19 protein-coding genes are annotated in these 24,703 nt (G+C 65.4%); 4 read left to right on the forward strand and 15 right to left on the reverse strand.

Features of this window, described 5'->3' with window-relative positions:
- Positions 1-16 precede the first annotated feature (16 nt).
- Genes LDZ21_RS15520 through LDZ21_RS15580 form a run of 13 tightly spaced genes read right to left on the reverse strand, consistent with a single transcriptional unit; the run spans position 17 to position 12,014 of the window.
- Positions 17-1,861, reverse strand: a complete 1,845-nt coding sequence (locus LDZ21_RS15520; RefSeq protein ID WP_244795699.1) for a VWA domain-containing protein — start codon at positions 1,859-1,861, stop codon at positions 17-19.
- 2 nt (positions 1,862-1,863) lie between these two features.
- The gene (locus LDZ21_RS15525; RefSeq protein ID WP_244795700.1) at positions 1,864-2,508 is read right to left on the reverse strand and encodes a TadE/TadG family type IV pilus assembly protein; all 645 of its coding nucleotides are present in this window, start codon (positions 2,506-2,508) and stop codon (positions 1,864-1,866) included.
- A 2-nt stretch (positions 2,509-2,510) separates the two neighbouring features.
- Complete coding sequence (locus LDZ21_RS15530; protein ID WP_035969104.1) at positions 2,511-2,978, reverse strand: TadE/TadG family type IV pilus assembly protein; 468 nt, start codon at positions 2,976-2,978, stop codon at positions 2,511-2,513.
- Positions 2,975-3,799, reverse strand: coding sequence for a tetratricopeptide repeat protein (locus LDZ21_RS15535; RefSeq protein ID WP_244795701.1), 825 nt, complete (start codon positions 3,797-3,799; stop codon positions 2,975-2,977). The genes LDZ21_RS15530 and LDZ21_RS15535 overlap by 4 nt, the downstream gene beginning before the upstream one ends.
- Positions 3,796-4,755 carry a type II secretion system F family protein gene (locus tag LDZ21_RS15540; protein ID WP_244795702.1) on the reverse strand — a complete coding sequence of 320 codons (960 nt, stop codon included), beginning with the start codon at positions 4,753-4,755 and terminating at the stop codon, positions 3,796-3,798. The genes LDZ21_RS15535 and LDZ21_RS15540 overlap by 4 nt, the downstream gene beginning before the upstream one ends.
- On the reverse strand, positions 4,752-5,726 hold the full coding sequence (locus LDZ21_RS15545; RefSeq protein WP_244795703.1) for a type II secretion system F family protein: 975 nt from the start codon (positions 5,724-5,726) through the stop codon (positions 4,752-4,754). The genes LDZ21_RS15540 and LDZ21_RS15545 overlap by 4 nt, the downstream gene beginning before the upstream one ends.
- Positions 5,723-7,108, reverse strand: a complete 1,386-nt coding sequence (locus LDZ21_RS15550) for a TadA family conjugal transfer-associated ATPase (RefSeq protein ID WP_244795868.1) — start codon at positions 7,106-7,108, stop codon at positions 5,723-5,725. Before LDZ21_RS15550 ends, LDZ21_RS15545 begins: the two co-directional genes overlap by 4 nt.
- Positions 7,108-8,325: a CpaE/TadZ family protein gene (locus tag LDZ21_RS15555; RefSeq protein ID WP_244795704.1), complete on the reverse strand. Its 1,218-nt coding sequence runs from the start codon at positions 8,323-8,325 to the stop codon at positions 7,108-7,110. The genes LDZ21_RS15550 and LDZ21_RS15555 overlap by 1 nt, the downstream gene beginning before the upstream one ends.
- A 21-nt stretch (positions 8,326-8,346) precedes the next feature.
- Positions 8,347-8,721 (reverse strand): CpaD family pilus assembly lipoprotein, encoded by a 375-nt coding sequence (locus LDZ21_RS15560; RefSeq protein ID WP_404980968.1) that lies wholly within the window; start codon positions 8,719-8,721, stop codon positions 8,347-8,349.
- 7 nt (positions 8,722-8,728) lie between these two features.
- A complete protein-coding gene (locus LDZ21_RS15565) occupies positions 8,729-10,207 on the reverse strand; it encodes a type II and III secretion system protein family protein (RefSeq protein WP_244795705.1) in 1,479 nt (492 codons plus the stop codon).
- A gap of 46 nt (positions 10,208-10,253) precedes the next feature.
- Positions 10,254-11,222, reverse strand: a complete 969-nt coding sequence (cpaB, locus tag LDZ21_RS15570; protein WP_244795706.1) for a Flp pilus assembly protein CpaB — start codon at positions 11,220-11,222, stop codon at positions 10,254-10,256.
- 12 nt (positions 11,223-11,234) lie between these two features.
- Positions 11,235-11,783 carry an A24 family peptidase gene (locus LDZ21_RS15575; RefSeq protein ID WP_244795707.1) on the reverse strand — a complete coding sequence of 183 codons (549 nt, stop codon included), beginning with the start codon at positions 11,781-11,783 and terminating at the stop codon, positions 11,235-11,237.
- Positions 11,784-11,834: 51 nt separating this feature from the next.
- A complete protein-coding gene (locus tag LDZ21_RS15580; protein WP_244795708.1) occupies positions 11,835-12,014 on the reverse strand; it encodes a Flp family type IVb pilin in 180 nt (59 codons plus the stop codon).
- A gap of 375 nt (positions 12,015-12,389) precedes the next feature.
- Here LDZ21_RS15580 and LDZ21_RS15585 point away from each other — a divergent pair, with 375 nt between their 5' ends.
- Complete coding sequence (locus tag LDZ21_RS15585) at positions 12,390-12,893, forward strand: DUF6496 domain-containing protein (RefSeq protein ID WP_244795709.1); 504 nt, start codon at positions 12,390-12,392, stop codon at positions 12,891-12,893.
- Positions 12,894-12,948: 55 nt separating this feature from the next.
- On the opposite strand, the gene LDZ21_RS15590 is transcribed toward LDZ21_RS15585, so the two are convergent.
- The gene (locus LDZ21_RS15590) at positions 12,949-14,937 is read right to left on the reverse strand and encodes a glycoside hydrolase family 28 protein (protein WP_244795710.1); all 1,989 of its coding nucleotides are present in this window, start codon (positions 14,935-14,937) and stop codon (positions 12,949-12,951) included.
- Positions 14,938-15,217: 280 nt separating this feature from the next.
- Here LDZ21_RS15590 and LDZ21_RS15595 point away from each other — a divergent pair, with 280 nt between their 5' ends.
- The 3 genes from LDZ21_RS15595 (at position 15,218) to LDZ21_RS15605 (ending at position 23,492) form a co-directional block, all read left to right on the forward strand.
- Positions 15,218-16,111, forward strand: coding sequence for an alpha/beta fold hydrolase (locus LDZ21_RS15595; RefSeq protein ID WP_244795711.1), 894 nt, complete (start codon positions 15,218-15,220; stop codon positions 16,109-16,111).
- Between the two features lie 186 nt (positions 16,112-16,297).
- The gene (gene uvrA / locus LDZ21_RS15600; RefSeq protein WP_244795712.1) at positions 16,298-22,114 is read left to right on the forward strand and encodes an excinuclease ABC subunit UvrA; all 5,817 of its coding nucleotides are present in this window, start codon (positions 16,298-16,300) and stop codon (positions 22,112-22,114) included.
- A gap of 97 nt (positions 22,115-22,211) precedes the next feature.
- On the forward strand, positions 22,212-23,492 hold the full coding sequence (locus tag LDZ21_RS15605; RefSeq protein ID WP_244795713.1) for a DUF445 domain-containing protein: 1,281 nt from the start codon (positions 22,212-22,214) through the stop codon (positions 23,490-23,492).
- Between the two features lie 19 nt (positions 23,493-23,511).
- Here the strand turns inward: LDZ21_RS15605 and LDZ21_RS15610 are convergent, their stop codons facing one another.
- A complete protein-coding gene (locus LDZ21_RS15610; protein ID WP_244795714.1) occupies positions 23,512-24,696 on the reverse strand; it encodes a hypothetical protein in 1,185 nt (394 codons plus the stop codon).
- Between the last annotated feature and the right edge of the window lie 7 nt (positions 24,697-24,703).

Consider the following 24,703-nt stretch of genomic DNA (forward strand, 5'->3'; position numbering starts at 1 on the left):
CGAATGTTCATCGGCGTCATTGCGTCAGCCGCAGCACACCGAGCCTGCCCGCGATCTGCTGAAAGATGCTGTTCAGCGTGGCGTTGTCGGGTGCATGGTAATAGTTGCCGGGACTCGCGCAATTTTGCATCGTGACCCGCGCGGTCGAACTCGAGGCCGACGCGCCGAACGTGATTGCATAGACCGTGATGCCCTTGGCCTTTATCGCCGAGCAGATCGCCAACTGAAACGTGTTCGCGTCGTCGGGCCAGCCCGCGTTGTTGCCGCTCGAAGGGTCTCTCGGATCGCCGCCATGCAGTTCCGCGGAATCGGTGCGCGCATTGGTCATCGAGGAGCCGTCCGCGCGTTTCACCGTGTTCGCGGCGAGACTGTTCGATCCCACGCCGGACAAGCCGTTGAAGTACAGCGTATTGGGAATGGAACCCGCCGCGCCGATCTGATTCAGTCCATCGGTCAGCACGATCATCACGCGCTGAAGATTCGACACGGTGCCATCGGTGGGCTTGGGCAAGCTCGTATCCGTCGATACCCATCCGTTGCCCTTGCCCGCCACGTTCTGCGACCACGCAGGTTCGAGCATGCGCCAGCCCCATAGCAGACCGGTCGGAATGACGGTCGAACCGGAAGGCGTCATCGCGTTGACGGCACTGGTGAGCGCGGTCTCGTCTTGCGTGAGGAAGGTGACCGGTGTGGCAAGACAGCCGGAATTCTGCGTGAGCGTTTGCCCGGAGGACGTGTACTGATCGTAGCGATACCCGATGCCGGTTCCTTGTCCCGAGTTGGGATAGTCACACAGATTGGCTCCGCCCGAACCCAGCGTGACCGGAACGTTGCTCGCGACCGTGGGAGAGTAGTTTCTCGAAAGGCTGCACGAGCTGTAATTGCTTCTGCTGCTATACGTGTAGACGCTCAGTCCGCTCGTCGGCACGTTGTAGTAGTAACGGCCGAACTTGCCCGTGTCGCCCGGCGAATACGCTTCGGGGGACAGGTAGCCTCCCGTGCGCGGCTCGACGGGGCAACCGCCCCAGCTTGCCGTCTTGATCGAAGAAGTCGCGTTATAGACGGGCCATGACGAACTGAGCCAGCTCCCGCTCGACGATAACGCGCCGCTCACGTTCACCGTGCTCGCAAACGGCACGAGCCCGATATAGCTTTTCTTCGATGCCGAAGGCAGCACGCTGTCGATCAGCGTGTTCGCCGCTTTCTTCAGGCCGGTCATCTTCGTATCGCCGCTCACGCCATTAGCGGGCGAACTCATCGAGCCGGTGTTGTCCAGCACCATCACGAGTTCCAGCGTGCTTTCGGGCAGGCGCAACGCCGTGTTCGTCGCCGAGACGATGGACGCCTGCGGCGACGACGGCGTCGAGCCGGAGCCGGACCCCGACCCCGGACCGCTCACGTGCATGCTCAGGACCTTCGGCGCGAAGAGCGGCATCGAACCCGATGCGGACAACGAGATCTTCTGACCGGCGGCGGGCGTGCCGGTCACGGTCGCAACGAAACTGGCGTCGGGCATCGTGAAGCCCAGCGCGTTCGTTGGCATGTTCGCGTTGTAGTAGGCGCGGGCGTCGGCCTGCCAGGTCGCGAGATTCGCGCCGGTCGGCGTGCCGTTGAAGTGCGAGAGGTCCGCGCCGGCCGACAGCGTCGCGACGTCGAGCGCCATCTGCATGCGGCCCTGCGTCATCGCGTAGTCGATCGCATCGAGCGACATGCACATCGAGCCGATCGTCGCGCTCGCGCACATGGCGAACAGAATCGCGACGGCGCCGCGTTCGCCATCGCGCACGCGGCGCACGAAGCGCCTCGCGGCGGGCATCGGCTTGAACGTGAGCCTGGCTGAAGGTCGGGCGCGCGGGTCCATGTTCATTGCTTGTAGAGCGGAAGGCCGGTACGCGTTCGCACGTAGACGCGGCGATAGATGGTCTGCTTGCCCGGCAGCCCGGACATGAAGTTCGATGTCATCGTGAACGGGTTATACGACAGGAACACTTCCACGATGATCGCGGAATCGCCGGTGCGGAACGGCCACGTCGCCGGCAGCAGATTCGTCTTCGTGACCTGTGACGTCATGCCCGCATTCTTCGTCCAGCCCGACGGCGATGCGGTCCAGTAAATCGTCGCGGTCCCGGCTTTCAGCGAGTACGAGTTGTCCGTGATGCACGGCAGCGAGTCGCACACGGACGTGATGTAGACCATGCCGTTTCCGTTGAGCTTGTAGGGCGCGGCGATCAGCGCAGCCGCGCGCCATACCGATGCGGTGCTGTTCGCATCGGCGGTGTCGGAGTCGTCGATGATCACGCTCGACATTTGCCCGAGCGAGTTCGCGACGGTAAAGGCCGTGCGATCGACCGCGCTGACCGCGCGCATGTACATGTACAGCTCGGTGAAGCCGAGCAGAACCAGCAGCATCAGCGGCACGATGACGACGAACTCGACCGACACGCTGCCGCGATCCGAATGCAGCAGCGCCCTGATTCGCCGCGCCAGTTTATCGAATAGCTGGGCCATGTTCATTTCTCGTTCTGCACGATGTAGTTGCGCTGGAACGTCAGCTCCTTGACGCCGAACATCTTCGGAATCCCGGTGACGCCCTGCATCGTGAGCTTGATGTTGTAGACCACGACATCGCCGTATGCGCCCATGTCGCTCGACGGCGTGTAACTCGCGTTCGCGAGGTTGCCGAACGTGACGTAGTTGGCTTCGGTAATGGCCACCTTCGCGCCGAGCTTCGTCCATCCGTTGAGAATCCGGTTCACGATCGCGGACGCCTGATCCTGTCGCGTGCCGCTGGCGGGCGCCGTCGTCGTGAGGCCCACGCGTGACGCTTCCTGCGCCGCCACTTGCACGGTCGCATCGACGATCATCTCCAGCGCCAGTTCGATGGTGCCGACGATAAGCACGACCGCGACCATCAGCACGAAAGCGAATTCGATCGCCGCGATGCCGCTGTCGTCGCGAAGAAGGCGCGTCGCTTTCACTTGATGCCGCCGGCTTGCGCGAGCCGTTCGCGCTGAATGTCGTAGTAGCGCAGGTTGTCTTCCACCGATGCCTTCGGCAAATCGCGCGACAGGATTTCGGCGGCGGCTTCCCGGTTTCCGAGCAGGCCGTAGGCGAGCGCGAGGTCCTGACGCGCTTGCGGCGGCGCGGCGGGGAAGCGCGTGACATCGAGCAGCACGTTCGCGCCTTCACGCGGATCGCCGCCGAGGATCAACGACATGCCGAGGTTCACGGACAGCATCGGGTCGCCGGCATGCTTGCTCAACGCATCGCGCAGAAAGGCCTGTGCCGCCGCGTGATCGCCCGTCATGTCGATGGCCGCGCCGAGTCCGGCGAGCGCGAGCGTATCGTCCGGCGAGAGCGCGACGAGGCGTCGATACGTCGCGATCGCGTCATCGAAGCGGCGCTGACGCAACGCCACGCGCGCCATGCCGATGAGCGGCGCGGGCGCGTTTGCATCGACCTTGCTCGCGCGGTCGTAGTACACGCCCGCCCGCGTGAAGTCGCCGACCGCATACAGCGTGTTGCCGAGCCCGGTGAGACCCGCCGAGGAACGAGGATCGGCCTGCACCGCTTTTTCGTAGAGCGAAGTCGCCAGTTCGAGATTGCCGGATTCGAGCGCCGTGTCCGCGATGCGCAACTCGCTCATCGTGCTGGGCGCGGAGTTGCGCATGACCGGATGCGTATCGGTCACCTGGCGCGTGGTCGTCGTGCATGCGGCGAGTGCAATGACGAGCGATGCCGCGCCGGCTCTCGACGCAAGATTCAGTGCGCGGCTCGGGCAGATTTTTAGAGTGTTCATTTCTTTGCGAAAACGCTCATGAGTTGAATGACGGCCGGACCTGCGGCAATGAGCATCACCGCGGGAAGGATGAAGACCATCATCGGCACCGCCATCTTGGGCGCGAGCTTCGCGGCCTTTTCTTCGAGCGACACGATGTGTGCAAGCCGCTCCGTATGCGAAAGCGTGCGCAGGGCCTGCGTGATGGGCGTGCCATAACGCATCGATTGCGTGAGCGTCGAAATGAGCGCGCGAATCGACGGCAGGTCGATACGATCGGCCAGCGCGTGCAGCGCGCGCTGGCTGTCGCCCGACAGTTTGAGTTCGTCCGCCGTCAGCGCGAACTCGCTTGAAAGCGGCGGGCAGATGGTCTTCATTTCATCTGCGACGCGGCGGATCGACACGCCGAGGCTATTGCCCGCGTTGGTGCAGATGACGAGCAGGTCGAGCGCATCGGGCAGGCTCGACGCCATCGCCTTGCGGCGGCGCGAGGCGAAGAACGCGAGCACGTATTCCGGCAGGATCATGCCGACGACGAACACGAGCAGCATCATGATGCCGCGCACGGCGGGATAGCCGCCCACCACGGGGATATGCGAGCCGAGCATCACGGTGAACGCGGCGCAGATGAGGCCGACGACGAACTTCACCGCGAGCAGCACGGACACGGCTGCCTGACTGCGATAGCCGCTGCGCACCATCTCTTTCCTGAGCTTCTCGCGATACTTCGCGTCGAAGAGCGGCAGACGGTCGCCGAGACGCGCGAGCCGATGCGTCGCGCGCGCGACGGCACTGTCGTTCTGGTCGTCTTCGTCGCTCGCGCCTTCATTGCGATGCGTGAGCCCGGCCTGACGCACGCGATCCGCGATACGCCCGCGCTGGCCGCCATGCTTCGTCGCCCACCAGATCGCAATCGCGATCACGAGCGTCAGCAGCATCAGCAGGTTGATGAGTGTTTCGACGTTGGCCTGGCTCATCGCGATGTATCCAGTTTCGACATCTTGTGAACGACGCTCAATCCCATCACGAGCGAAATCGCCGCACAGGTGAGCACTCTCTGACCCGTCGACGTGTCGAACAGCACCATCAGATAAGCGCGATTGAGCAGGAACATGCTGCCCAGAATGACGAACGGAACGGACGCGAGAATCTTCGTCGTGATGCGCGCCTCGCCGGTCAGCGCGCGCGTCTTCTGGCGAATCTCACGGCGCTTGCGCACGATGCCCGCGAGGTTTTCGAGCGTCTCGCCAAGCTGTCCGCCGGTCTCGCGCTGAAGCAGCAGACATACGCAAAAGAACGAAAAATCCGCGATGCCGATGCGCGCGACCGCGACATTGAGCACTTCTTCGAGATCGAGGCCGACCTGGAGCGCATCGCCCATCTGCTTGAACTCGCTGCTGAGCGGCTCGGGACATTCGCTGGCTGCCGTGCCGATCACATGCGTCACCGGCACGCCCGCACGCACCGCGCGCACGATCAGGTCGATCAGATCGGGGAAGCCATCGAGGAAGCGCCGCTTGAAGCGTTCAATGAGAAAGCGGTACGCCTGCATCGACGCGAACACGGGCAGCCCGATCAGCAACACCGGCGTCAGCATGGAAGGCAAGGGCAGAAAGCGCGCCATGGCGAGCGCGATGATCTCCGCGACGATCGCCGCGCCCAGCACCACGCGCAACCCGTTCGCGCCGGCCACCGTCCTGAGCCGAGCGATTCGCGGCGCAAACCAGAGGCTGAACGCGTTGTCGTTGCGGCTCAATGTATAGAGGTCCGAATGGTCGTGACGCGCATCGTGCAGGCGCATGCCGTTCTGCGGAAACGCCGAGCGGATGCGCGCGCGGATGCGTGCGTCGGGCCGTTGATTGCGCATGTCCTGCAGCACGAGCGCCATGATGCCGAGCAGCAGCACGCCGGCAAACGCGCAGAACGTAATCAGGTCGACGGAGGTCATGGCCGCATCGCCTCCAGCAGCGCGTCTTCGAGACCGTAGTAAGCGGCGCGCGTCGCAAACGAAGGCCGCACCGCCGCACATTCGTAGACGCCCTTGACTTCCTCGCTATAGGCGCTCGCGTCGTAGCGGAACGTGAACAGGTCCTGCGTGATGATCACGTCGCCTTCCATGCCGACGAGTTCGGTGATGCGCGTCACGCGCCGCATGCCGTCGCGCATGCGTTCGATCTGCACGATCATATGCACCGCGCTCGCGATCTGGCGGCGGATCGACAGCAGCGGCAGGTTGCCGTTCGCCATCATCACCATGCTTTCCAGACGCGTGATGCCGTCGCGAGGCGTGTTGGCGTGGATCGTGGTCATCGAGCCGTCGTGACCGGTGTTCATCGCCTGAAGCACGTCGAAGGCTTCCGCGCCGCGCGTTTCACCGAGGATGATGCGGTCCGGGCGCATCCGCAGCGCGTTGCGCACGAGGTCGCGCTGCGTCACCGCGCCGAGTCCTTCGGCGTTTTCCGGGCGCGTTTCGAGGCTCACGACATGCGGCTGCACGAGTTGCAGTTCCGCCGCGTCTTCGATCGTCACCGTGCGTTCGCCATGTCCGATGAAGTGCGACAGCGCGTTCAGCAGCGTCGTCTTGCCTGAACCGGTGCCGCCCGACACGATGATGTTGAGCCGCGACGTGCTCGCGAGCTTGAGCACGGTCGCCATCGCGCTGGACATGTTGCCTTGCTGCGCCATGCGATGCAGCGTGATGTTGCGCTTCGAGAACTTGCGAATAGAGATGGATGCGCCGTGAATCGCGAGCGGCGGCAAGACGACGTTCACGCGGCTGCCATCGGCGAGACGCGCATCGACCATCGGGCTGCTTTCGTCGACGCGACGCCCCACGCCCGCCGCGATCCGCTGCGCCACGTTCACCACGTGATTGTTGTCGCGAAACTTGCAGTTCGTGAGTTCCAGCCGTCCGTGACGTTCCACGTAGACCTGATCGGGACCGTTGACGAGCACGTCGGTGATGGTGTCGTCCGCGAGCAGCGGTTCGATCGGGCCGAGCCCGAACATGTCGTTCAGCAGTTCGCCGACGATCTGCTGCTGCTCCGCGATGGTGATGTTCAGGCGCTCGCGTTCGGCCACGTCGAGCACGAGCGTCTCGACGCCCGGCTTCATCTGCTCGCGCGTCTTGCCGACGGCCGCCGACGGGTTCATCGCGGCGAACACGCCGTTGCGAATGACTCTGAAAAGGTCCGAGCGCACCAGCACGTCGTTGCCTTCGGGCGCGGCGGGCCGCGCGGGCGCGGCGACGGGCACGGCATGAACGACCGGCGCGACGGCTTCTTCGTCCGCTTCCGGCGTTGATCGCGAGGCCTGCTTCTGCCCGAACATCATCCTCTCCCGCGCTTGAGCTTCTGGAAGAAGGAACGTTCGGCGCTGACCTGCTGCCCGGTCAGGTCGCCGCCGATGCGCGTGATCATCTGATTGAAGCCGTTTGCTGTCTTGTCCTTCGGCGCTTCGCCCAGATTTTCGGCGGTGGCGAGCGCCTTCGCCTCGAACGGGATTTCATACAGCACGGTGCGTCCGACTGCCGCCATGAAGTCGCCCGTCTGCACCTTGCCGCTCGTCGCGGCGTTGGGGTTGTTCAGCAGGAGCGAGGTCGGCGGGTTGTTGTCGCGATCCTCGATGTGCCGCAACAGGCGAATGGTCGAACGCGTCGAATGTACCGAGCGGTCCGCAACGAGATAGACGCGCGCCGCGTGATCGAACGCTTCCTGTGCAAGCGGATCGTTCGGGTTGCTCACGTCGAGAATCACGTAGTGGAAGCTGTCGCACAGCAGTTCGAGCACGCGTTGCAGCGCGCCTGCGGAAAAAGGCCGCGCCGCGGCGATTTCCAGTTCCGCCGACAGCATGAACAGGCGCGTGCCCTTGGGGACGAGCGTGCGCTCGACGTATTGCGGATCGAGCCGGTGCACGTTCTGCAAGACATCGACGAGACCGTTGTTGGTCTGCAGGCCGAGCATCGAATTGGCGGCGCTGCCGTAGAGATTCAGATCGACATACGCGACCCGCCGATGCGTGTCCTCGGACAGATGGCGCGCGACGTTGAGCGCAAACGTCGTCACGCCGACGCCGCCGCGTGAGCCGACGAAGGCGATCGTTTTGCCCGCCCGCGCGAGCATTACCGGACTGACCTTGCCTTCCGACACGCTGATCGTGCGCTTCAGCAATTCGACCGTTACCGGCTTCACGAGATAGTCGCGCACGCCGATTTTCAGCAGGCTGCGGAACAGGCCGACATCGTTGCGCTCGCCGAGCGCGACGACCTGCACCGACGGCTCGCACACTTCGGCGAGACGGCCGAGATCGGACAGCGGCATCACCGATTGCTGCAGGTCCACGAGAAGGAACAGCGGGGAGCGGTCGATCTTCGCCAGATAGGCGATGGCGTCGTCGACATTGCCGACTGCGACATGCGCATGCGGCATCGCCTGTTCGAGCACGAAGCTTTTGACGATCTGCTCGGTCTTGCGATCCGCGACGAACGCGATGAAGTCCGCGTTGCGCGCGCCGGACTTGCTCTTCGTGAAGGAAAATTCAGTGCTCATGCGTGTCTGCCTTGTCGTTCGTCACTTGCTGCTGCGTGAAGTCGACTTGTCGAGTTCGATCACCCGGCCGGTTTCATACCGGCGCACCGCGCTCGCCGCGACGGCCGCATCGGCGGGGCCGAGCGTGCGCGGCGCGACGAGGTCCTCGCCACGCGCGACTTGCGCCGCGAGATTGGTGTAGGTCGCGCATCCCCATTGCACGCGCGGCCGGCGAATGCCGGCGTCGGTCAGCAGCGACGGACGCGACAGGCTCGCGCAGTCGGGCGGCACGGCGGCCGTGCCGTCGAAGCCGATCACCGACGCTTCCGGCATGTTGCGCGGTGGCTTGAAGCAGCCGCTCGCGCTCATCGCGAACGCGCAGACGAGAAGGAGAGAGAGCAGTCGTGTGGGTTTCATGGCGGCCTCAGTACACATATCCGGCCGCGCCGACGAGACGCGGCTGACCGCTTTCCACGGCCCCGCCGTTCTTGCGCCGGAAGCCGTATTCGACGTCGCTCGACGGCGAAATCAGCGATTCCAGTGGCGAGCGCAGATTCGACGGATTCGTCGGCTCGACGAGATACGGCGTGACCATGATCACGAGTTCGGTCTTGTTATTCAGATAGTTCGTCGACGAGAACAGCTTGCCGAGCACGGGAATGGAGCCGAGGCCGGGCACCTGCGAAACGATGTCGCTGGTATTGCTCTGCAGGAGGCCGCCGATCGCAAAGCTCTGTCCGCTGCCAAGCTCGACGGTCGTATCCGCGCGACGCACCGACAGGCCCGGCACCGTCACGCCGCCGGTGGTGACGCTCGCGCTCGTGTCGATCTGACTGACTTCCGGACGCACCTTCAGGCTGATGCGGCGGTCGTTCAGCACGGTCGGCGTGAAATCGAGCTTGACGCCGAACTGCTTGAACTCGACCGAGATCGCGCCGTTCGTCTGCGACACGGGAATCGGAAATTCGCCGCCCGCGAGGAAGCTCGCCGTCTGACCGGACAGCGCGACGAGATTCGGCTCGGCGAGCACGGTGAGCAAGCCTTCCTGATTCAGCGCATCGACGAGCGCGCGAATGTCGACGTTGTTGGTCCTGAAGCCGCCGAAGATCGAGAACGCATTGTTGGTCGGCAAGTTGACCGGATACGACACGCTGCCATTCGAGCCGGTGATGGGGTTGCTCAGGTTATAGATCGGACGGCCGCTGAAGATGCCGCTATAGAAGTTGCCGACCGCGTTGCCCATCGCCTGCCAGTTGATGCCGAGTTGCTGCGTGACGTTGCGATCGACCTCGGTGATGCGCACGCGCAGTTGCACCTGCAACGGCCGGTCGATGGTCATGCGGTTGATCAGCACTTCCTTGTCCGCCAGATACGGCGTGACCGCCTGCACGATGGCGTCCGCATCGGCGGCCGTGGCGGCCTGGCCCGTGAGCAGCAGGGAGCCTTGTCCGGTGCTGACCTGCAGGTTCGTATTCGGGAAGCGGGCGGCGAGCGAGGCGCGCAGCGTCAGCATGTCGCGCGTGACGACGACCGTGCGTTGCAGGATCGGCTTGTTGTTCGCGCCGAGCACGTAAAGCGTCGTCGTGCCGGTCTTCTTGCCGAGCACGAAAAGCGATTTGGGCGACGGCACCTGTACATCGGCGATGGCCGGATCGGCGATGAACACCGATACCGCCGGTTCACCGAACTGCAGCAGCGTGCCTTTGCCGGCGTCGAGCGTGAGCGGGCCTTGCTGGCCCGCGTAGGCCGGCGGCGTCGCCCCGCGCACGATCGACGGTGCGGTGTTGGGTGGCGGCCGCACGGACTCCGCTGCCTGCGCGGCGCTCGCGGCGATGGCCGCGCACATCGGCAGGGCGGCGAGCAGCCTTGCATCGGTACGGATCGAACTGAACTGCGTTTTCATGAACCTGAATCCTGGCGATGGCGCGCGAAAGGACGGTGACGCGGCGTCAACGTTCGGTGGGAAGGGCCGGCAGCGGCGGCGAAACGCCGGCGATACCGGTGACGCCCGCTTGCGCGCCGCCCGACGTATCCGACTTCTCGGAGCCGCGATAAATGGTCACGGTGCGTGCAACGGCCGGCGCGTGCGGAGCGGCGTTCGCCGTCCCCGCCGGCGCCTGTCGATTGCGCGGCAGATCGCGGACCGCGCGGGAAATGTCGCCGGCCCAGATTGGCTTGCGCTCGTCCGCCGTCGATGCCGCCGTCGCGGCCGGATCGCGCGTGACGGTGGCGAAGCTGCGCAGCGCGAGCGACAGGCTGCCGAGCCGCGCGGCCACCGCGACGACTTCGCCCATGTGCGGCGTGACTTCGAGCGTGACGGTGCGGGCGCGGGCGATGGCTGCGTCCTGCCCGTCGCTGTCGTTCTTCGGGCGCTTGATCTCCGAGCCCACCGCCAGCACGCGGACATGCTCGACCACCGTCTCGCTCGATACCGCGAGATCGGGCGAATCGGTGCGGCGCTCCATCTGTTGCGTCAGCAGCAGGTCCACGTAATCGCCCGGCTGGATCAGGCCCGCGTTGCCGGAGACGTCATCGACGGCGACGGACACCGCGCGCATTTCCGGCTTGAGCGTCGCGGCGAGAAAGCCGGGCGCACTCGGGAGGATCACATCGTCGGTGACGAGCACCGCGCCGCTCTCGACCGGATGGCGCAGCAGCGCGCCCTTGAGTTCGGGCGCTTTCGCATCGCCGGAAACGATCGCGTTCGGCGGCACCTGCGTCTTGTCGACCGGCTTCCACGAAAGATCCTCGTCGCGAAGCAGCAGCCCTTGCGGAAGGCGTGCCGCGCTCACGAGGACTTTCTCCGTCGTGGCGGCGGACTTGCCCGAATGCGATGCGCTGGCAATCACGACGCGCACGATCAGCGCGACCAGGAGCGCGCCGACGAGCAGCACCGCGAATTTGATGATGTTGGACATGAGGATGCCGTCCTATTGCGTCGAAAGAAGGCGCAGCACGGCGGGCAGCACGATCACCGCGCCGCCGCCGAACGCGAGCGCGACGCCGTACGGCACACCGCGCCGGGCGGAGAACATCGCCAGCGCGCGCAGCGGGACGAAGCGCTGCGACGGATTCATGTTGCGCGTGGCGAGGCTGACGAGCGAGACGAGCGTGCCGATCACGGAAACGAGCGTGAGCGTGGCGAGCGACAGGCCAAAGCCGACCCACAGAAAGATGACGGAAGCGAGCTTCGCATCGCCGCCGCCGAGGAGCCGCGCCGCGAACAGCAGCGCACAGGCGAAGAAGACGATGACTGCGAGCACCAGATGCGCGATGAGGTCGTCGAGCGGCATGCCGGCGATGAGCGCATCGACGAAAAAGAGCGCGCCGATCGCGAGGACTATTTTCGTGGGCAGACGTCGCGCGCGCACGTCGATGACCGCGAGCCACAGGAGCCCGCAGACGGCGACAAGACGAATGACAACGGAAAGAGTCGGCACGATGGATCGCTGGGTGATGGGCAATACGGAGAACGGCAAGGTGGAGATCCGGCGAAGCGCTGCGCGGATCTCCGGGTGCATCGCCGGCGATTAAGACGGTTTCGCGTTGGTGATGGCGGTGGTGATGCCGCCCCACAGGCCGCTGATCGCGGACGAGAAGCTGGTGCCGGCCGCGACCAGCGCGATCACGACGATGCCAGCCAGGATGGCGTATTCCATCGCGCTGACGCCGCGTTCGTCGCGCACGAACGCCTTCAAGAACTTTTGCATGGTTGCTTCCTTTAAGAGGGAGGAGAGAACGACTTCAAGCGCTGCAGGGGATTGCTTACCGGTTGAAGCTTATCCACCACCGCCAAGAGGCAATTCATCGAACAGGAGGCAGAACCGCGCCTATATCGAGAACGTTTGGCGGTGGGGTGGATAGGAGCTTTATCGGCAGAAACGCGGTCGTCTTTAGCGGGGTTCATGGCTACCGCTTCGTATCCAAGGAGACTTGATTTCAGCGCGTTACAAGGAACGCGCAAAACGGGAGTGCGCAATCGTTTGCGCGTCTTGCGAAACGTTCGGCGCGGTGCTTCTCCACCGAGCGACAAGGCACGCCCGTTGCTCAAAGGGCGATACGACTCACCTCAAAGGAGCACCGACATGCCGGAGAAAAAAACCGTCGAGCGCGCGAAGAAAGCGAAGCGCGAAGGGAAGTCCTCGAGCACGCAGGCGGGCGCGTTCGTGAAGGAGCAGATCGATCACGTCCGCGAGGGCAAGCATGGCGCGAAGTCGGCGAAGCAGGCGATCGCCATCGGCTTGTCCGAAGCGCGGCGCTCGGGCGTCAAGCTGAAGGCGCCGAAGAAGGGCGAAGCGTCGGAAGGCACGCGCAAGAAGGCCGCGCAGGATACGAAGGCCGCGCATCGCAAGACGAAGAGCCCGAGCACCGAATCGAAGGCGAAGCGCTCGGAGACGTCGACGCGCGTACTGAAGCGCGAAAGCACGAAGGCGGCGTCGCACAAGTCGCTGTCGAAGCAGGCCCACGCCAGCGCGAGCCGGCGTTCGGCCGCCGATCGTTCGGCGTCCGCGAAGAAGGGCTGGGCGACGCGTCGCGCGCACGCGGCGGGCAAGAAGTCCGCGTCGAGTTCGCGGCACGCGTCGCGGTGACGAAGCGTTGACGAAGCGTTAGAAAAGCGGGACTCGCGCGAGTCCCGCTGTTCGCTTAGCGCGGATCGCTTACCGTCTGATTCAGCGTCTGCCCCGCGATCACCGTGTTGACGAGCTTGATGTCGTGCACGTTGTACGCATAGACCGGTCCGGGCGATGCCGCCGTCGCCGGGCCAACTGCAACCGGCGTGCCGAAGTCGCAATTGGTGATGGTCACGCCGGTGATCGCCGGAATCGCGGGTGTGGGCGGCGCGCCGTTGTAGTCGAACGCGACCGGCCCTTGCGCGACGATCGCCTGAAAACACGATCCCGTCTTGCCGCTGAGCGTCACGTTGCTCGCCTTCACGTTCGAGATATTGACGTTCTGCACGAGCGCCGGCCGCGTGCGGATCGCATCTTTCGACGGCTGATAGTCGCAGTCGAACGTGATGATCCCGCCTTGCGCCGCCGACGGGTTCGCCGCCGTCGCCGTCACCACGCCGAGCGGAACGGTCGAATTGATCGGGCTGCCCGCGAGCAGACTGCTGCCATAGCCGGAAGGCGTGAGGCTCACGCCGTTCGGCAGTGTCACGTTGTCGACATAGAAGTCCTTCACGAAGCCGCCGCGATTCATGTTCGTCTTCACGCGGATCGCGATGTTGAGCGAGTTCGTCGCCCAAAACTGATTCAGCATTTGCAGATTGCGCGCGTAGATCTTCTGCACGCCGCCGCCCATCTCGCTGCCGAGCGTGATGCCGCCGTGGCCGCTGTTCATCGTGCAGTTCTGAATGACGTGATTCTGCGCGGGGCCGTATTGCGTATCGAGATCCTTGCCCGACTTGATCGCGATGCAATCGTCGCCCGTGTTGAACGTGACGTTTTCGCAGAGCACCATGTCGCAGGCGTCCGGGTCGAAGCCGTCGTTGTTCGGGCCGATGCTGTCGACCGTGACGCTGCGGATCACGACGTTGGTGCAGTCGGTCGGATGGTGCTGCCAGAACGGCGTGTTGATCGTGCGATAGCCCTCCATCAGCACGTTGGTGCAGCCGATGAATTCCACCATGCATGGCCGCAGGTAATGCCCGATGCCGAAGATACGCTTCTCGATCGCGACGCCGGCTTCCGACAGCGCGGGCAGGTAGTTCTGATCCTGCTGCCACGGTGTCGCCGGGTCGGTGAGTTTGGCGTAGAGCGAATCGGCGATGCCGGGCGCGGCCGATTTCAGGTCGACGTTATTCGGATTGGCGAATGCCTGCGAGGGCGTCGACGATCCCGCGAAGCCGTATGCGCCGCTGTTGCCTTTCCACGTCCACCAGCACGTCGCGGTGTTGCCGCTGCCGGCGAACGGCGTCATCGCCTGGCCGTTCAGCACGGAGGTATCGCCTTCGCCGGTGATCGCGATGTTGGTCTGGTTGCGCGCGTAGACCGGCGGGCCGTAGTTGAGGCAATCGTTTGCCTGCCAGCGGCTATAAAACAGCTTGCCGTTCGCGCCGCAGTCGATCGGGCCGTCTTTCGCGAAGTCCGCCGGGTTTTGACTGAAGAAGATTTCGCAATTCGCGCTCAGATGGAAGTCGACGTTCGACAGCAGCACGATCGGCCCCGCGCAATACCAGTTGCCCGTTGGCACGACGACACGCCCGCCGCCGGCCGCACTGCACGCCGCGATGGCCGCGAGAAAGGCGGGCCGCGAATCGAAGGAGCCGGGCGCGTGCGTCTGGTCCGCGCCGGTGCTGAGGGGCGACTTCGATGGATCGGTGTACGGATTCGCCGCCGCGACGACCGCGCAGGGCTTCGCGCCGTAATCGGTGACGAGGAACTGGCGGCCCGGCACCATCGACGTCGACACGTTCTTCAACGCGTTGACGATCTGCGTCGCGGAACCGGACGGGCCCCAGATGGGATCGGCGGCGGTCGCTGGGGTGCCGGAATCGTCGTGGCCGCCGCAGCCGGCGAGGACGCCCAGGCTGCCGAGTCCGCCGATCAGCGGCGCGCTCGCCGATACGCCGGCGAATTTCAGGATGCTGCGGCGTCGAGGCGAGGTGAGAGTGGGATTGCGGTCCTTCATGCGTGTCTCCATTCCGGTTTGGCCGGATATATCGTGGGAATTTAGCTGACGTCGTACAACCATGCGCCGCGTTTCGGCGATGAGTTAGGAAACCGTTTACCTGCAAGGACGATACCGGGCGCTTCCCATAAGCGTCAAGGCTCCGCCGACGTGCATCGGCTCAGGACTTACCCCTAACCTACTTATACGACGTCAGCCGTCGAAAGCGTCGCAGGGCCGCGCGCGTCCGAACGGCGATCGACCTAGAATGAACGGTCTCGTGTGTCTGAACGGAGCCGCCATGCTCGATTTCGACCGCCGCGCCGAAACGCCGACGCTGAACATCGCCTATGCCGACGCCGGCCCCGCCGATGGGCCGGCTGTCATCCTGCTGCACGGCTGGCCTGACGCGGCGCGGGCGTGGACGGCGGTGGCGGCGCGATTGAACGCCGAGGGCTTTCGCACCGTCGTGCCGGAGTTGCGCGGCGCGGGCGGCACGCGATTTCTGCGCGATGCCGCCGTGCGCGATGGCTCCGGCGTGGCGCTTGCCAACGACGCCGTCGAACTGGCGGACGCGCTCGGCATCGGGCGATTCGATATCGTCGGCCACGACTGGGGCGCGCGCGCCGCGTACACGGTCGCCGCGCTGTTTCCCGAACGCGTGCGGCGCATGGCCGCGATTGCGCTCGCGTTCCAGCCGCGCGGCGAGTTCGCGCTGCCGCCGGACTTCGGCCAGGCGCGGCGCTTCTGGTATCAGTGGTTCATGTCGCTCGATGACGCACCGGCCGCCGTCGCCGCCGATCCCAGGGGCTTCGCGCGTATCCAGTGGGACACGTGGTCGCCGCCCGGCTGGTTCGACGAAGCCGAGTTCGCCGCCACGGCCCGCGCATTCGACAACCCCGACTGGGTGGCGGTCACGCTCAACGCCTATCGGCGGCGCTGGCGCAGCGATCAGCCATCGGATGCGTCGCTCGCGCCGCTTTACGAGCGCCTGCGCGGGATCGAGCAGATCGGCGTGCCCGCGCTGATGATCCAGGGCGGCGCGGATAGCTGCGACGATCCGTCGATGTCCGAGGGCAAGGAGGCGTGCTTCACGGCCGGTTACCGGCGCGTGGTGATCGACGGCGCGGGGCATTTCCCGCCTCGCGAAGCGCCCGATGCGGTGGCCGACGCCCTCATCGCGCACCTCCGCTGACGTCGACCGGGCGAGCTACTTGCAAAGGCACAGGCGCACACTTCTGGCGCGTCTGGCGACACATACTGTATAGGTGTACAGTACTGTTCGCTGCGGCAGGTGCGCGCTGCCGAACACTTGTGCGCGCTGCCCACGGCTGTCGACCGACGCGCGAGAGCCGTCCATCACCTTGAACCGGTTGAAAAATTGGCATCGAACAACGCAATCCGCATTCGCGGCGCCCGTCAACATAACCTCAAGAATCTCGACCTCGACCTGCACACCGGCCAGATGACCGTCGTGACGGGTCCGTCCGGGTCGGGCAAATCGAGCCTCGTCTTCGATACGCTTTACGCCGAAGGCCAGCGCCGCTACGTCGAAACGTTCAGCGCGTACGCGCGCCAGTTTCTCGACCGCATGGACCGCCCGCAGGTGGATCGCGTCGACGGCGTGCCGCCCGCCATCGCCATCGACCAGACGAATCCGGTGCGTAGCTCGCGCTCGACCGTCGGCACGATGACCGAACTGAACGATCACCTGAAGCTCTTCTACGCACGCGCCGCCGAACTGTTCGACAAAAAGACCGCGCATCGCGTGCGGCACGACACGCCCGAGACGATCTATGCCGAGCTGCTCGAACGCACGCGCGCCGGCGATCCGCGTCTAGCGATCACGTTTCCCGTCGAATTGCCCGACGCCACCAGCGACGACGAAATCGCGCAATGGCTTTCCGCGAGCGGCTACACGCGCGTGCAGGCGAAACGCCACGTAGAGACGGACGCGGGCGCGCGGCAGGTGCTCGATGTCGTCGCGGACCGGTTCCGTTTGCAGAACACGGAGCGCTCGCGTGCGCTGGAGGCCATCGAAGGCGCGTTGTTGCGCGGCACGGGGCGCGTGAACGTCTACGTGCTGAACGAAGAGGGCGAGCCGGACATCTGGCGCTTCTCGACCGGCCTGCATAGCCCCGAAAGCGACCTGCGCTATGCCGATCCCCAACCGGCGCTGTTCTCGTTCAACTCGGCGTATGGCGCGTGTGAAACGTGCCGCGGTTTCGGGCGCGTGATCGGCGTCGATTACGGCCTCGTCATTCCGGACGAGAAGAAAACGCTGCGCGAAGGCGCGGTCAAGACGCTGCAAACACCGGCGTGGAAAGAGAATCAGGACGACCTCGTGAAATACGGCGCGAAGGCGGGCATCCGCCTCGGCGTGCCGTGGAACGAGTTGACGCAGAAGGAACGGGACTGGGTCATCAAAGGTTCGCCCGACTGGACCGGCAAGTGGCAAAGCCAGTGGTACGGCGTGCAGCGCTTCTTCGACTATCTGGAGTCGAAGGCGTACAAGATGCATATTCGCGTGCTGCTGTCGAAATACCGCAGCTATACGACGTGCCCCGCGTGCGCGGGTGCGCGTCTCAAGACCGAATCGCTGCTGTGGCGTCTCGGCACGAAGGAACAGGCCGATGCCGTCCTCGCGCCCGCCGATCGTTTCCTGCCGAACGGCGTCGACTGGACGCGCGATCAGCTCGAAGCATTGCCGGGCCTGACCGTGCACGATCTGATGCTGATGCCGATCGAGCGCATCCGCCGCTTCTTCGACTCCCTGACGCTGCCTTCCACCTTGCTCGACGAAGCGCTGAAGCTGCTGCACGCGGAAGTGCGGACGCGCCTCAAGTATCTGTGCGACGTGGGCCTTGGCTATCTGACGCTCGATCGCCAGAGCCGCACGCTGTCGGGCGGCGAAGTGCAGCGCATCAACCTGACGACCGCGCTCGGCACGTCGCTCGTGAACACGCTGTTCGTGCTCGATGAACCGAGCATCGGGCTGCATCCGCGCGACCTGAACCGCATCGTCGAGGCGATGCATCGTCTGCGCGATGCGGGCAATACGCTCGTCGTCGTCGAGCATGATCCTTCGGTGATGCTCGCCGCCGATCGTCTCATCGACATGGGGCCGGGGCCGGGCGAGCGCGGCGGGGAGATCGTCTACGACGGCACGCCCGACGACATTCAAGCCAGCGACACGCTCACCGGCGCGTATCTCGGCGGCCGCAAGCAGGTCGCGCACGCGGCGAACTGGACGCGCCGCGTGGTCGATGCGAACACGCCGCGCCTCGTGCTCGAAGGCGCGAGCGATCACAATCTGCAGGACGTGACGGTCGAGATTCCGTTGCAGCGTCTGGTCTGCGTGACGGGCGTATCCGGTTCGGGCAAGTCGACGCTGATTCAGGACGTGCTCGCGCCCGCGCTGATGCGCCACTTCGGCAAGGCGACGGAAGCGCCTGGCGCCTTCCGTGCGCTGAAGGGCGCGGAGCAACTGGACGACGTGGTGTTCGTCGATCAATCGCCGATCGGCCGCACGGCGCGCTCGAATCCGGCGAGCTACGTCGGCGCGTTCGATGAAATCCGCAAGCTTTTCGCGAAGGCGCCGCTCGCCGCGCAGCGCGGCTACGGCGCGAGCATGTTCAGCTTCAATTCGGGCGATGGCCGTTGCCCGACCTGCGGCGGCTCGGGTTTCGAGCACGTCGAAATGCAGTTCCTGAGCGATGTCTATCTCCGCTGCCCCGATTGCGACGGCCGGCGTTATCGCGCGGAAATTCTCGATGTGAAGATCGAGCGCGCCGGCCGTGAACTGAGCATCGCGGACGTGCTGGAGCTGACCGTCAGCGAAGCGGTGTCGCTATTTGCTTCGGACGGCGAAGTATTGCGCGTGTTGCAGCCTATCGTCGACGTGGGCCTCGAATACGTGAAGCTCGGTCAGCCGGTGCCGACGCTGTCGGGCGGCGAAGCACAGCGTCTGAAGCTCGCGGGCTTTCTGGCGGAGACCGCATCGCCGAATCAGAAAGACCGGCTCTTCATGTTCGACGAGCCGACGACGGGCCTTCACTTCGACGACATCGCCAAGTTGATGCAGGCGTTGCGCCGGCTGCTGGAACGCGGTCATTCGCTGATCGTCATCGAGCACAATCTCGACGTGATTCGCGCCGCGGACTGGATCATCGATCTCGGTCCCGAGGGCGGCGACGGCGGCGGGCAAGTGGTGTGCGTCGGCACGCCCGACGAGGTGGCCGGCTGCGAAGCGTCGCACACGGGCCGCGCGTTGCTCGACTACGAAGAAGCGATGCAGCCGGGCGCGGCGGAAAAGCGCGCGGGCGTGCCGCTGCAGCTCGCGGCGGAAGTGGCGAGCGCACGGCGCGCGCTGCAGGGCGAGGGCGTCGTGCGGATCGTCAATGCGCGCGAGCACAACCTCAAGTCGCTCGACGTCGATATTCCGCACAACAAGTTCAACGTGGTGACGGGCGTGTCCGGCTCGGGCAAGTCGACGCTCGCGTTCGACATCCTCTTCCACGAAGGCCAGCGCCGTTATCTGGAATCGCTGAACGCTTATGCACGCTCCATCGTGCAGCCGGCGGGCCGGCCGGAAGTGGATGCCGTCTACGGCATTCCTCCAACCGTCGCGATCGAGCAGCGCCTGTCGCGCGGCGGGCGCAAGAGCACGGTCGCGACGACATCGGAAGTCTGGCACTTCCTGCGTCTGCTGTATGTGAAGCTCGGCATCCAGCACTGCGTCAACGACGGCACGCCGGTGCAGGCGCAAAGCGCGGAGTCCATCGCGGCGCAGATTCTTCGCGATTTCAAGGGGCAGCATGTCGGGCTGCTAGCGCCGCTCGTCGTGAATCGGAAGGGCGTCTATACCGATCTCGCGAAGTGGGCGAAGGCGCGCGGCAATACGCATCTGCGGGTGGACGGCGAGTTTCACCCGGTCGATCCGTGGCCGAAGCTCGATCGTTTCCGCGAACATACGATCGAACTGCCGGTGGCGGACTTCGTCGTATCGGCGGATAACGAGGCGGAACTGCGGCGCATGCTCGAAGACGCGCTCGAAGTTGGCAAGGGCGTGATGCACCTGTGCGCGCCGCTCCACGAACTGCACGGCGCGTTGTCGAACGGCAAGCGGCGCGGCAGCGAAGAGACGATCGTGTTCTCGACGAAGCGCGCCTGTCCCACGTGCGGCACGAGCTATCCGGAACTCGATCCGCGCATGTTCTCGTACAACAGCAAGCACGGCTGGTGCAACACGTGCGTCGGCACCGGCGTGAAGCTCACGCGCGAGCAGCGCGCCGCCTTCGACGATACCGTCTTCGCGCAGGACGATCGGGGCCGCGAGCAGAGCATCGGTTCGGTGGATCAGGAGCCGGACGATATCGTCGATCAGCCGTGCGCCGAATGCGAAGGCACGCGCCTGAACGACGTCGCGCGGGCCGTGACGTTCGGCAATTATCCGATCACCGAAGTGGGACGCTGGACGGTCACGGACACGCGCGAATGGATTGCGGGCCTCAAACTCACGGGCCGCGATGCGGACATCTCGCGCGACGTCGTCAGCGAAATCGAAGGGCGCCTGCAGTTTCTGGAAGAAGTCGGGCTTGGCTATCTGAGTCTCGATCGCGCGGCGCCTACGCTCTCGGGCGGCGAAGCGCAGCGCATCCGGCTGGCCGCGCAGTTGGGCAGCAACCTGCAGGGCGTGTGCTACGTGCTCGATGAACCGACCATCGGTCTGCATCCGCGCGACAACCTGATCCTGCTGTCCGCACTGAAAAAGCTCAACGACAAGGGCAATACGCTCGTCGTCGTCGAGCATGACGAGGACACGATCCGCCGCGCGGACCACATCATCGATATCGGGCCGGGCGCGGGCAAGCGCGGCGGCACGGTCGTCGCGCAGGGCAGCGTGACGGACCTCGCGGCGCACAAGGCGTCGCTGACCGGGCAGATGCTGGCGAACCCGATCGTGCATCCGCTGCAGCCGCGCCGGGACGTGCGCGCCGGGTCGGGCAAGCGTGCCGCCGTGCCGGAACAGTGGCTCACGGTCGAGAACGCGACGCTGCACAACCTGCGCAACGTGACGGCGAGCGTGCCGCTCAACCGGCTCGTCGCGATCACGGGCGTGTCGGGATCGGGCAAGTCGACGCTCGCCCGCGACGTGCTGATGACCAATCTGCTCGATGCCGTCGGCCGTTCGGCGCTGTCGTCGCCGGCCGAGCGCCGCGCGCGCAAAACGGCGCAGGCGGCGCAGGGCAAGCCCGCCGCGAAGTCGCGCTCGAGCGTCCTCGCGCGGGAAGCGCCGGGTCCGAAGTTTGATGTCGTCCACACATGGCACGGCTGCTCGGGCGTCACCGGTTTCGAGGCGATCGACCGCGTGCTGGAAGTCGACCAGACGCCGATCGGCAAGACGCCGCGTTCGTGCCCGGCGACGTACATCGGCATGTGGGACACCATCCGCAAGCTGTTCGCCGATACGCTCGAAGCTCGCGCGCGCGGTTACAAGCCGTCGCGTTTCTCGTTCAATACCGGCGATGGCCGTTGCCCCGCCTGCGAAGGCCAGGGCGTGCGCACGATCGCGATGAACTTCCTGCCGGACGTCAAGGTGCCGTGCGACGTCTGTCACGGCCAGCGCTTCAATCCCGAAACGCTCGCGGTGACGTGGCGCGGCAAGAACATCGGCGAAGTGCTGACGATGGAGATCGACGAAGCCGTCGAGTTCTTCTCGTCGATGCCGAGCATCGGGCATCCGCTGCAACTGATGAAGGACGTGGGCCTCGGCTATCTGACGCTCGGCCAGCCGTCGCCGACGCTGTCAGGCGGCGAGGCGCAGCGCATCAAGCTCGTCACCGAGTTGTCGAAGGTGCGCGACGACATCACGCGGCGCGGCCAGAAGCCGCCGCACACGCTCTACGTGCTCGACGAACCGACGGTCGGCCTGCACATGGCGGACGTCGCGAAGCTGATTCGCGTGCTGCACCGGCTGGTGGACGGCGGGCATAGCGTGATCGTCATCGAGCACGATCTCGATGTGATCGCCGAAGCCGACTGGGTGCTCGACCTCGGGCCGGAAGGCGGCGTGAACGGCGGGACGATCGTCGCGGCGGCGGACCCGGAGACGCTCGCGAGCCATCCGCGCAGTCACACGGGCACGGCGTTGCGACCGGTGCTCGGACGCACGCAGCGCGCGGAAGACGCGGCGTGAAGGACGGCGCCGGGTTCGTCGCGTCGATCCGCTGTTGGCGTTGCAGCGGCGGCATTGATATGCTGGCGCCCTTTCCACCACTCGCGATGACGACTCGATGGACACGCAGGATAAAGCCGTAGCCCTGAAACGAATGAAGTGGTTCGCCGCCGGCTTGCTGGTCGCGGCGGGCGCGTTGTTCGCGCTTGCCAAGAGCCAGCACGATGCGGGCGCGTGGGCGTGGGTATCGGCGTTCGCGGAAGCCGCGATGGTCGGCGCGCTCGCGGACTGGTTCGCCGTCGTCGCGCTGTTTCGGCATCCGCTCGGCGTGCCGGTTCCGCACACGGCCATCCTGCCCGCCAACAAGGCGCGCGTGGCCGATAACCTCGCCGCGTTCGTGCGCGACCGCTTCCTCGGCACCGATGCGCTCGTCGAGCGCGTCAACGCCTTCGATCCGGCGAGCCGTCTGTCGGCGTGGCTCGCGGAGCCGAAGAACGCCGACCTGCTCGGCAGAAAAGCCGTCACGGCGGTCGGCCAGTTGCTGTCTTTCGTCGACGACGAGCGCGTCAAGGCGACGCTTCACGAAGCCATCCGCCGCCGGGCCGAGGCCTTCGATTTGTCCGCCGCGGCGGGCAACCTGCTGTCCACGCTGACCGCCGACCGCCGTCATCAGTTGCTGCTGGACGAGGGTCTCAAGCAGATGGCCGCGTGGCTCGACAAGCCCGAGGTGCAGGAGATGCTGGCGGCGCGCATCGTCGCGGTCGCGGGAGAGGAGTATCCGAAGCTCGTCGGCATGCTCGGTTTCGTCGGGCTGGACGCCGCCGACCTCGGCAACAAGTTCGCGGCGGGCCTCGTGCGCGGCGCGAATCAATGGCTGCACGACGTGACGAGCGACCCGGAGCACGAGCGCCGAAAGGCCTTCGACGCCGCCGTGGAACGCTTCGTCGAACGCCTGAAGTCGGACCCGGCGTTCAAGGAGCGCATCGACCTGCACAAGCGCGAGTGGCTCGACAAGCCCGAGTTGCGCGGCTATGTCGATGGCCTGTGGGACGAATTCACCACATGGCTCGGCGCCGATCTGCAGCGCGCCGATTCCGCGCTGCATGTGAAAGTGGTTCAGGTGGCGTCCGGCTTCGCGCAATCCTTGGGCGGCGATCCCGCGCTGCGCGAGTCGATCAACGAGCATATGCGCGATGCATTGAAGGCGCTCGCGCCGGAGTTGCGCGAAGGCATCGCGAAGCACATCGCCGCGACCGTCAAGCAATGGGACGACGCGACGCTCGTGCGCGATGTCGAGCTGAACATCGGCCGCGATCTGCAGTTCATCCGCGTGAACGGCACGCTGGTGGGCGGCGCGGTCGGCTTGCTCATTCACGCGGTGACGCTTCTAAGCATCTGATACGCAGATCAGCGTGCGGTCAAGGCCGCTCGACCATCACGCTTCCCGCGCCATACGGCATGTTCTCGGCGCTGCTGCCGTGGACCGTGACGGTCAGTCCCGACGTCATCGCGGCGGTCAGCAGTTCGCCGCGCGCCGGTTCGGTGTGCGCGAGCGGCGGCACGCACCACTCGTTGCCGTCGGGCGTCTGGAGCACATAGACGGCGCCCGCACCGAGCAGGTCGGAGTCGATCACTCTAATGATGTTCCCCATCTCGCTCGTCGCGAAGCGCGTTGCGCCGCAATGGAAGGTCGGGCTGCCCGCACGCAGCAGGCCGATCGCGACGCCGGTGATCGTCGAAGCGTCGTCGGCGCAAATGCTGACCGGCAGGTTCTTCGCCAGCGCGGACATCAGCATCTGATGCCGGCTCGGGTGATCCACGGTGTTCATCTGCGCGCAGTAGTGCGCGCCATCGGCGGTACGCAGCACGTAGCGGATATTTTCGAGCGAATCCGAATCGATGATGCGCACGAGCATGCCGCTGCGTGTCTCCGTCAGCTTGGCCCCGAATAGCACGAGCGACGGCGCGGCGGGCGCACTCAGCGCGCCGACCGCGATGCCGGTGACGTAGTGCTCCTTATCCCCGTTGACCGTGACCGGCAAGCCCGTCTTGAGCCCGAGCAACAGCAGGTTGTTTCGGTTCGCATGCTCCTGCCGGTCGATCTGCGCGTGATAGCGCGTGCCGTCCGGCGTTTTGACGATGACGATCAGCGTGTCGGACACTTCCTTGTCCGTAATCTCGTCGATGACGCCGGAGCGCGGCGTGCTCGCGATGAAGGCGGGCGCGGCGCTCAGGTGCGGCCCGAACGCCTTCGATCCAACCGATAGCGCCGTGAGGTAATAGTCGGCGTCGCCGGCCACGGTCACGGGAAGGCTTGCCCTGAATGCCGCCATCAGCAACGCGTTGCGATAGCCGTGCTCGCGCGGGCGAATCTGCGCGCAATGGTGCGAGCCGTCCGCGCTGCGTACGATGTACGCCATGCTCGCGAGGGTATCGGCATCTTCGATCTGAGCGATGCTTCCTGTCCTGACGTCCTCCAGCAGACGCCAGGTGGCGTCAATGGAAGGAAGTCGCGGGGCGCCGGGCAGTGCTGCGGAAATGTCGGTGATATTGTGGCTCGCGTCTCCGGTCATCGTGACAGAAAGCCCCGATTCGAATGCCATCAGCAGA

Source organism: Caballeronia grimmiae (genome assembly GCF_022879615.1).
Lineage (GTDB): Bacteria > Pseudomonadota > Gammaproteobacteria > Burkholderiales > Burkholderiaceae > Caballeronia > Caballeronia grimmiae.

Bases quoted from the DNA above. Each gene is read 5' to 3' on its own strand.
- LDZ21_RS15520 (WP_244795699.1), bottom strand. From the start codon at position 1,861: ATGGACCCGCGCGCCCGACCTTCAGCCAGGCTCACGTTCAAGCCGATG.
- LDZ21_RS15525 (WP_244795700.1), bottom strand. From the start codon at position 2,508: ATGGCCCAGCTATTCGATAAACTGGCGCGGCGAATCAGGGCGCTGCTG.
- LDZ21_RS15535 (WP_244795701.1), bottom strand. From the start codon at position 3,799: ATGAACACTCTAAAAATCTGCCCGAGCCGCGCACTGAATCTTGCGTCG.
- LDZ21_RS15540 (WP_244795702.1), bottom strand. From the start codon at position 4,755: ATGAGCCAGGCCAACGTCGAAACACTCATCAACCTGCTGATGCTGCTG.
- LDZ21_RS15545 (WP_244795703.1), bottom strand. From the start codon at position 5,726: ATGACCTCCGTCGACCTGATTACGTTCTGCGCGTTTGCCGGCGTGCTG.
- LDZ21_RS15550 (WP_244795868.1), bottom strand. From the start codon at position 7,108: ATGTTCGGGCAGAAGCAGGCCTCGCGATCAACGCCGGAAGCGGACGAA.
- LDZ21_RS15555 (WP_244795704.1), bottom strand. From the start codon at position 8,325: ATGAGCACTGAATTTTCCTTCACGAAGAGCAAGTCCGGCGCGCGCAAC.
- LDZ21_RS15560 (WP_404980968.1), bottom strand. From the start codon at position 8,721: ATGAAACCCACACGACTGCTCTCTCTCCTTCTCGTCTGCGCGTTCGCG.
- LDZ21_RS15565 (WP_244795705.1), bottom strand. From the start codon at position 10,207: ATGAAAACGCAGTTCAGTTCGATCCGTACCGATGCAAGGCTGCTCGCC.
- cpaB (WP_244795706.1), bottom strand. From the start codon at position 11,222: ATGTCCAACATCATCAAATTCGCGGTGCTGCTCGTCGGCGCGCTCCTG.
- LDZ21_RS15580 (WP_244795708.1), bottom strand. From the start codon at position 12,014: ATGCAAAAGTTCTTGAAGGCGTTCGTGCGCGACGAACGCGGCGTCAGC.
- LDZ21_RS15585 (WP_244795709.1), top strand. From the start codon at position 12,390: ATGCCGGAGAAAAAAACCGTCGAGCGCGCGAAGAAAGCGAAGCGCGAA.
- LDZ21_RS15590 (WP_244795710.1), bottom strand. From the start codon at position 14,937: ATGAAGGACCGCAATCCCACTCTCACCTCGCCTCGACGCCGCAGCATC.
- LDZ21_RS15595 (WP_244795711.1), top strand. From the start codon at position 15,218: ATGCTCGATTTCGACCGCCGCGCCGAAACGCCGACGCTGAACATCGCC.
- LDZ21_RS15605 (WP_244795713.1), top strand. From the start codon at position 22,212: ATGGACACGCAGGATAAAGCCGTAGCCCTGAAACGAATGAAGTGGTTC.
- LDZ21_RS15610 (WP_244795714.1), bottom strand. From the start codon at position 24,696: ATGGCATTCGAATCGGGGCTTTCTGTCACGATGACCGGAGACGCGAGC.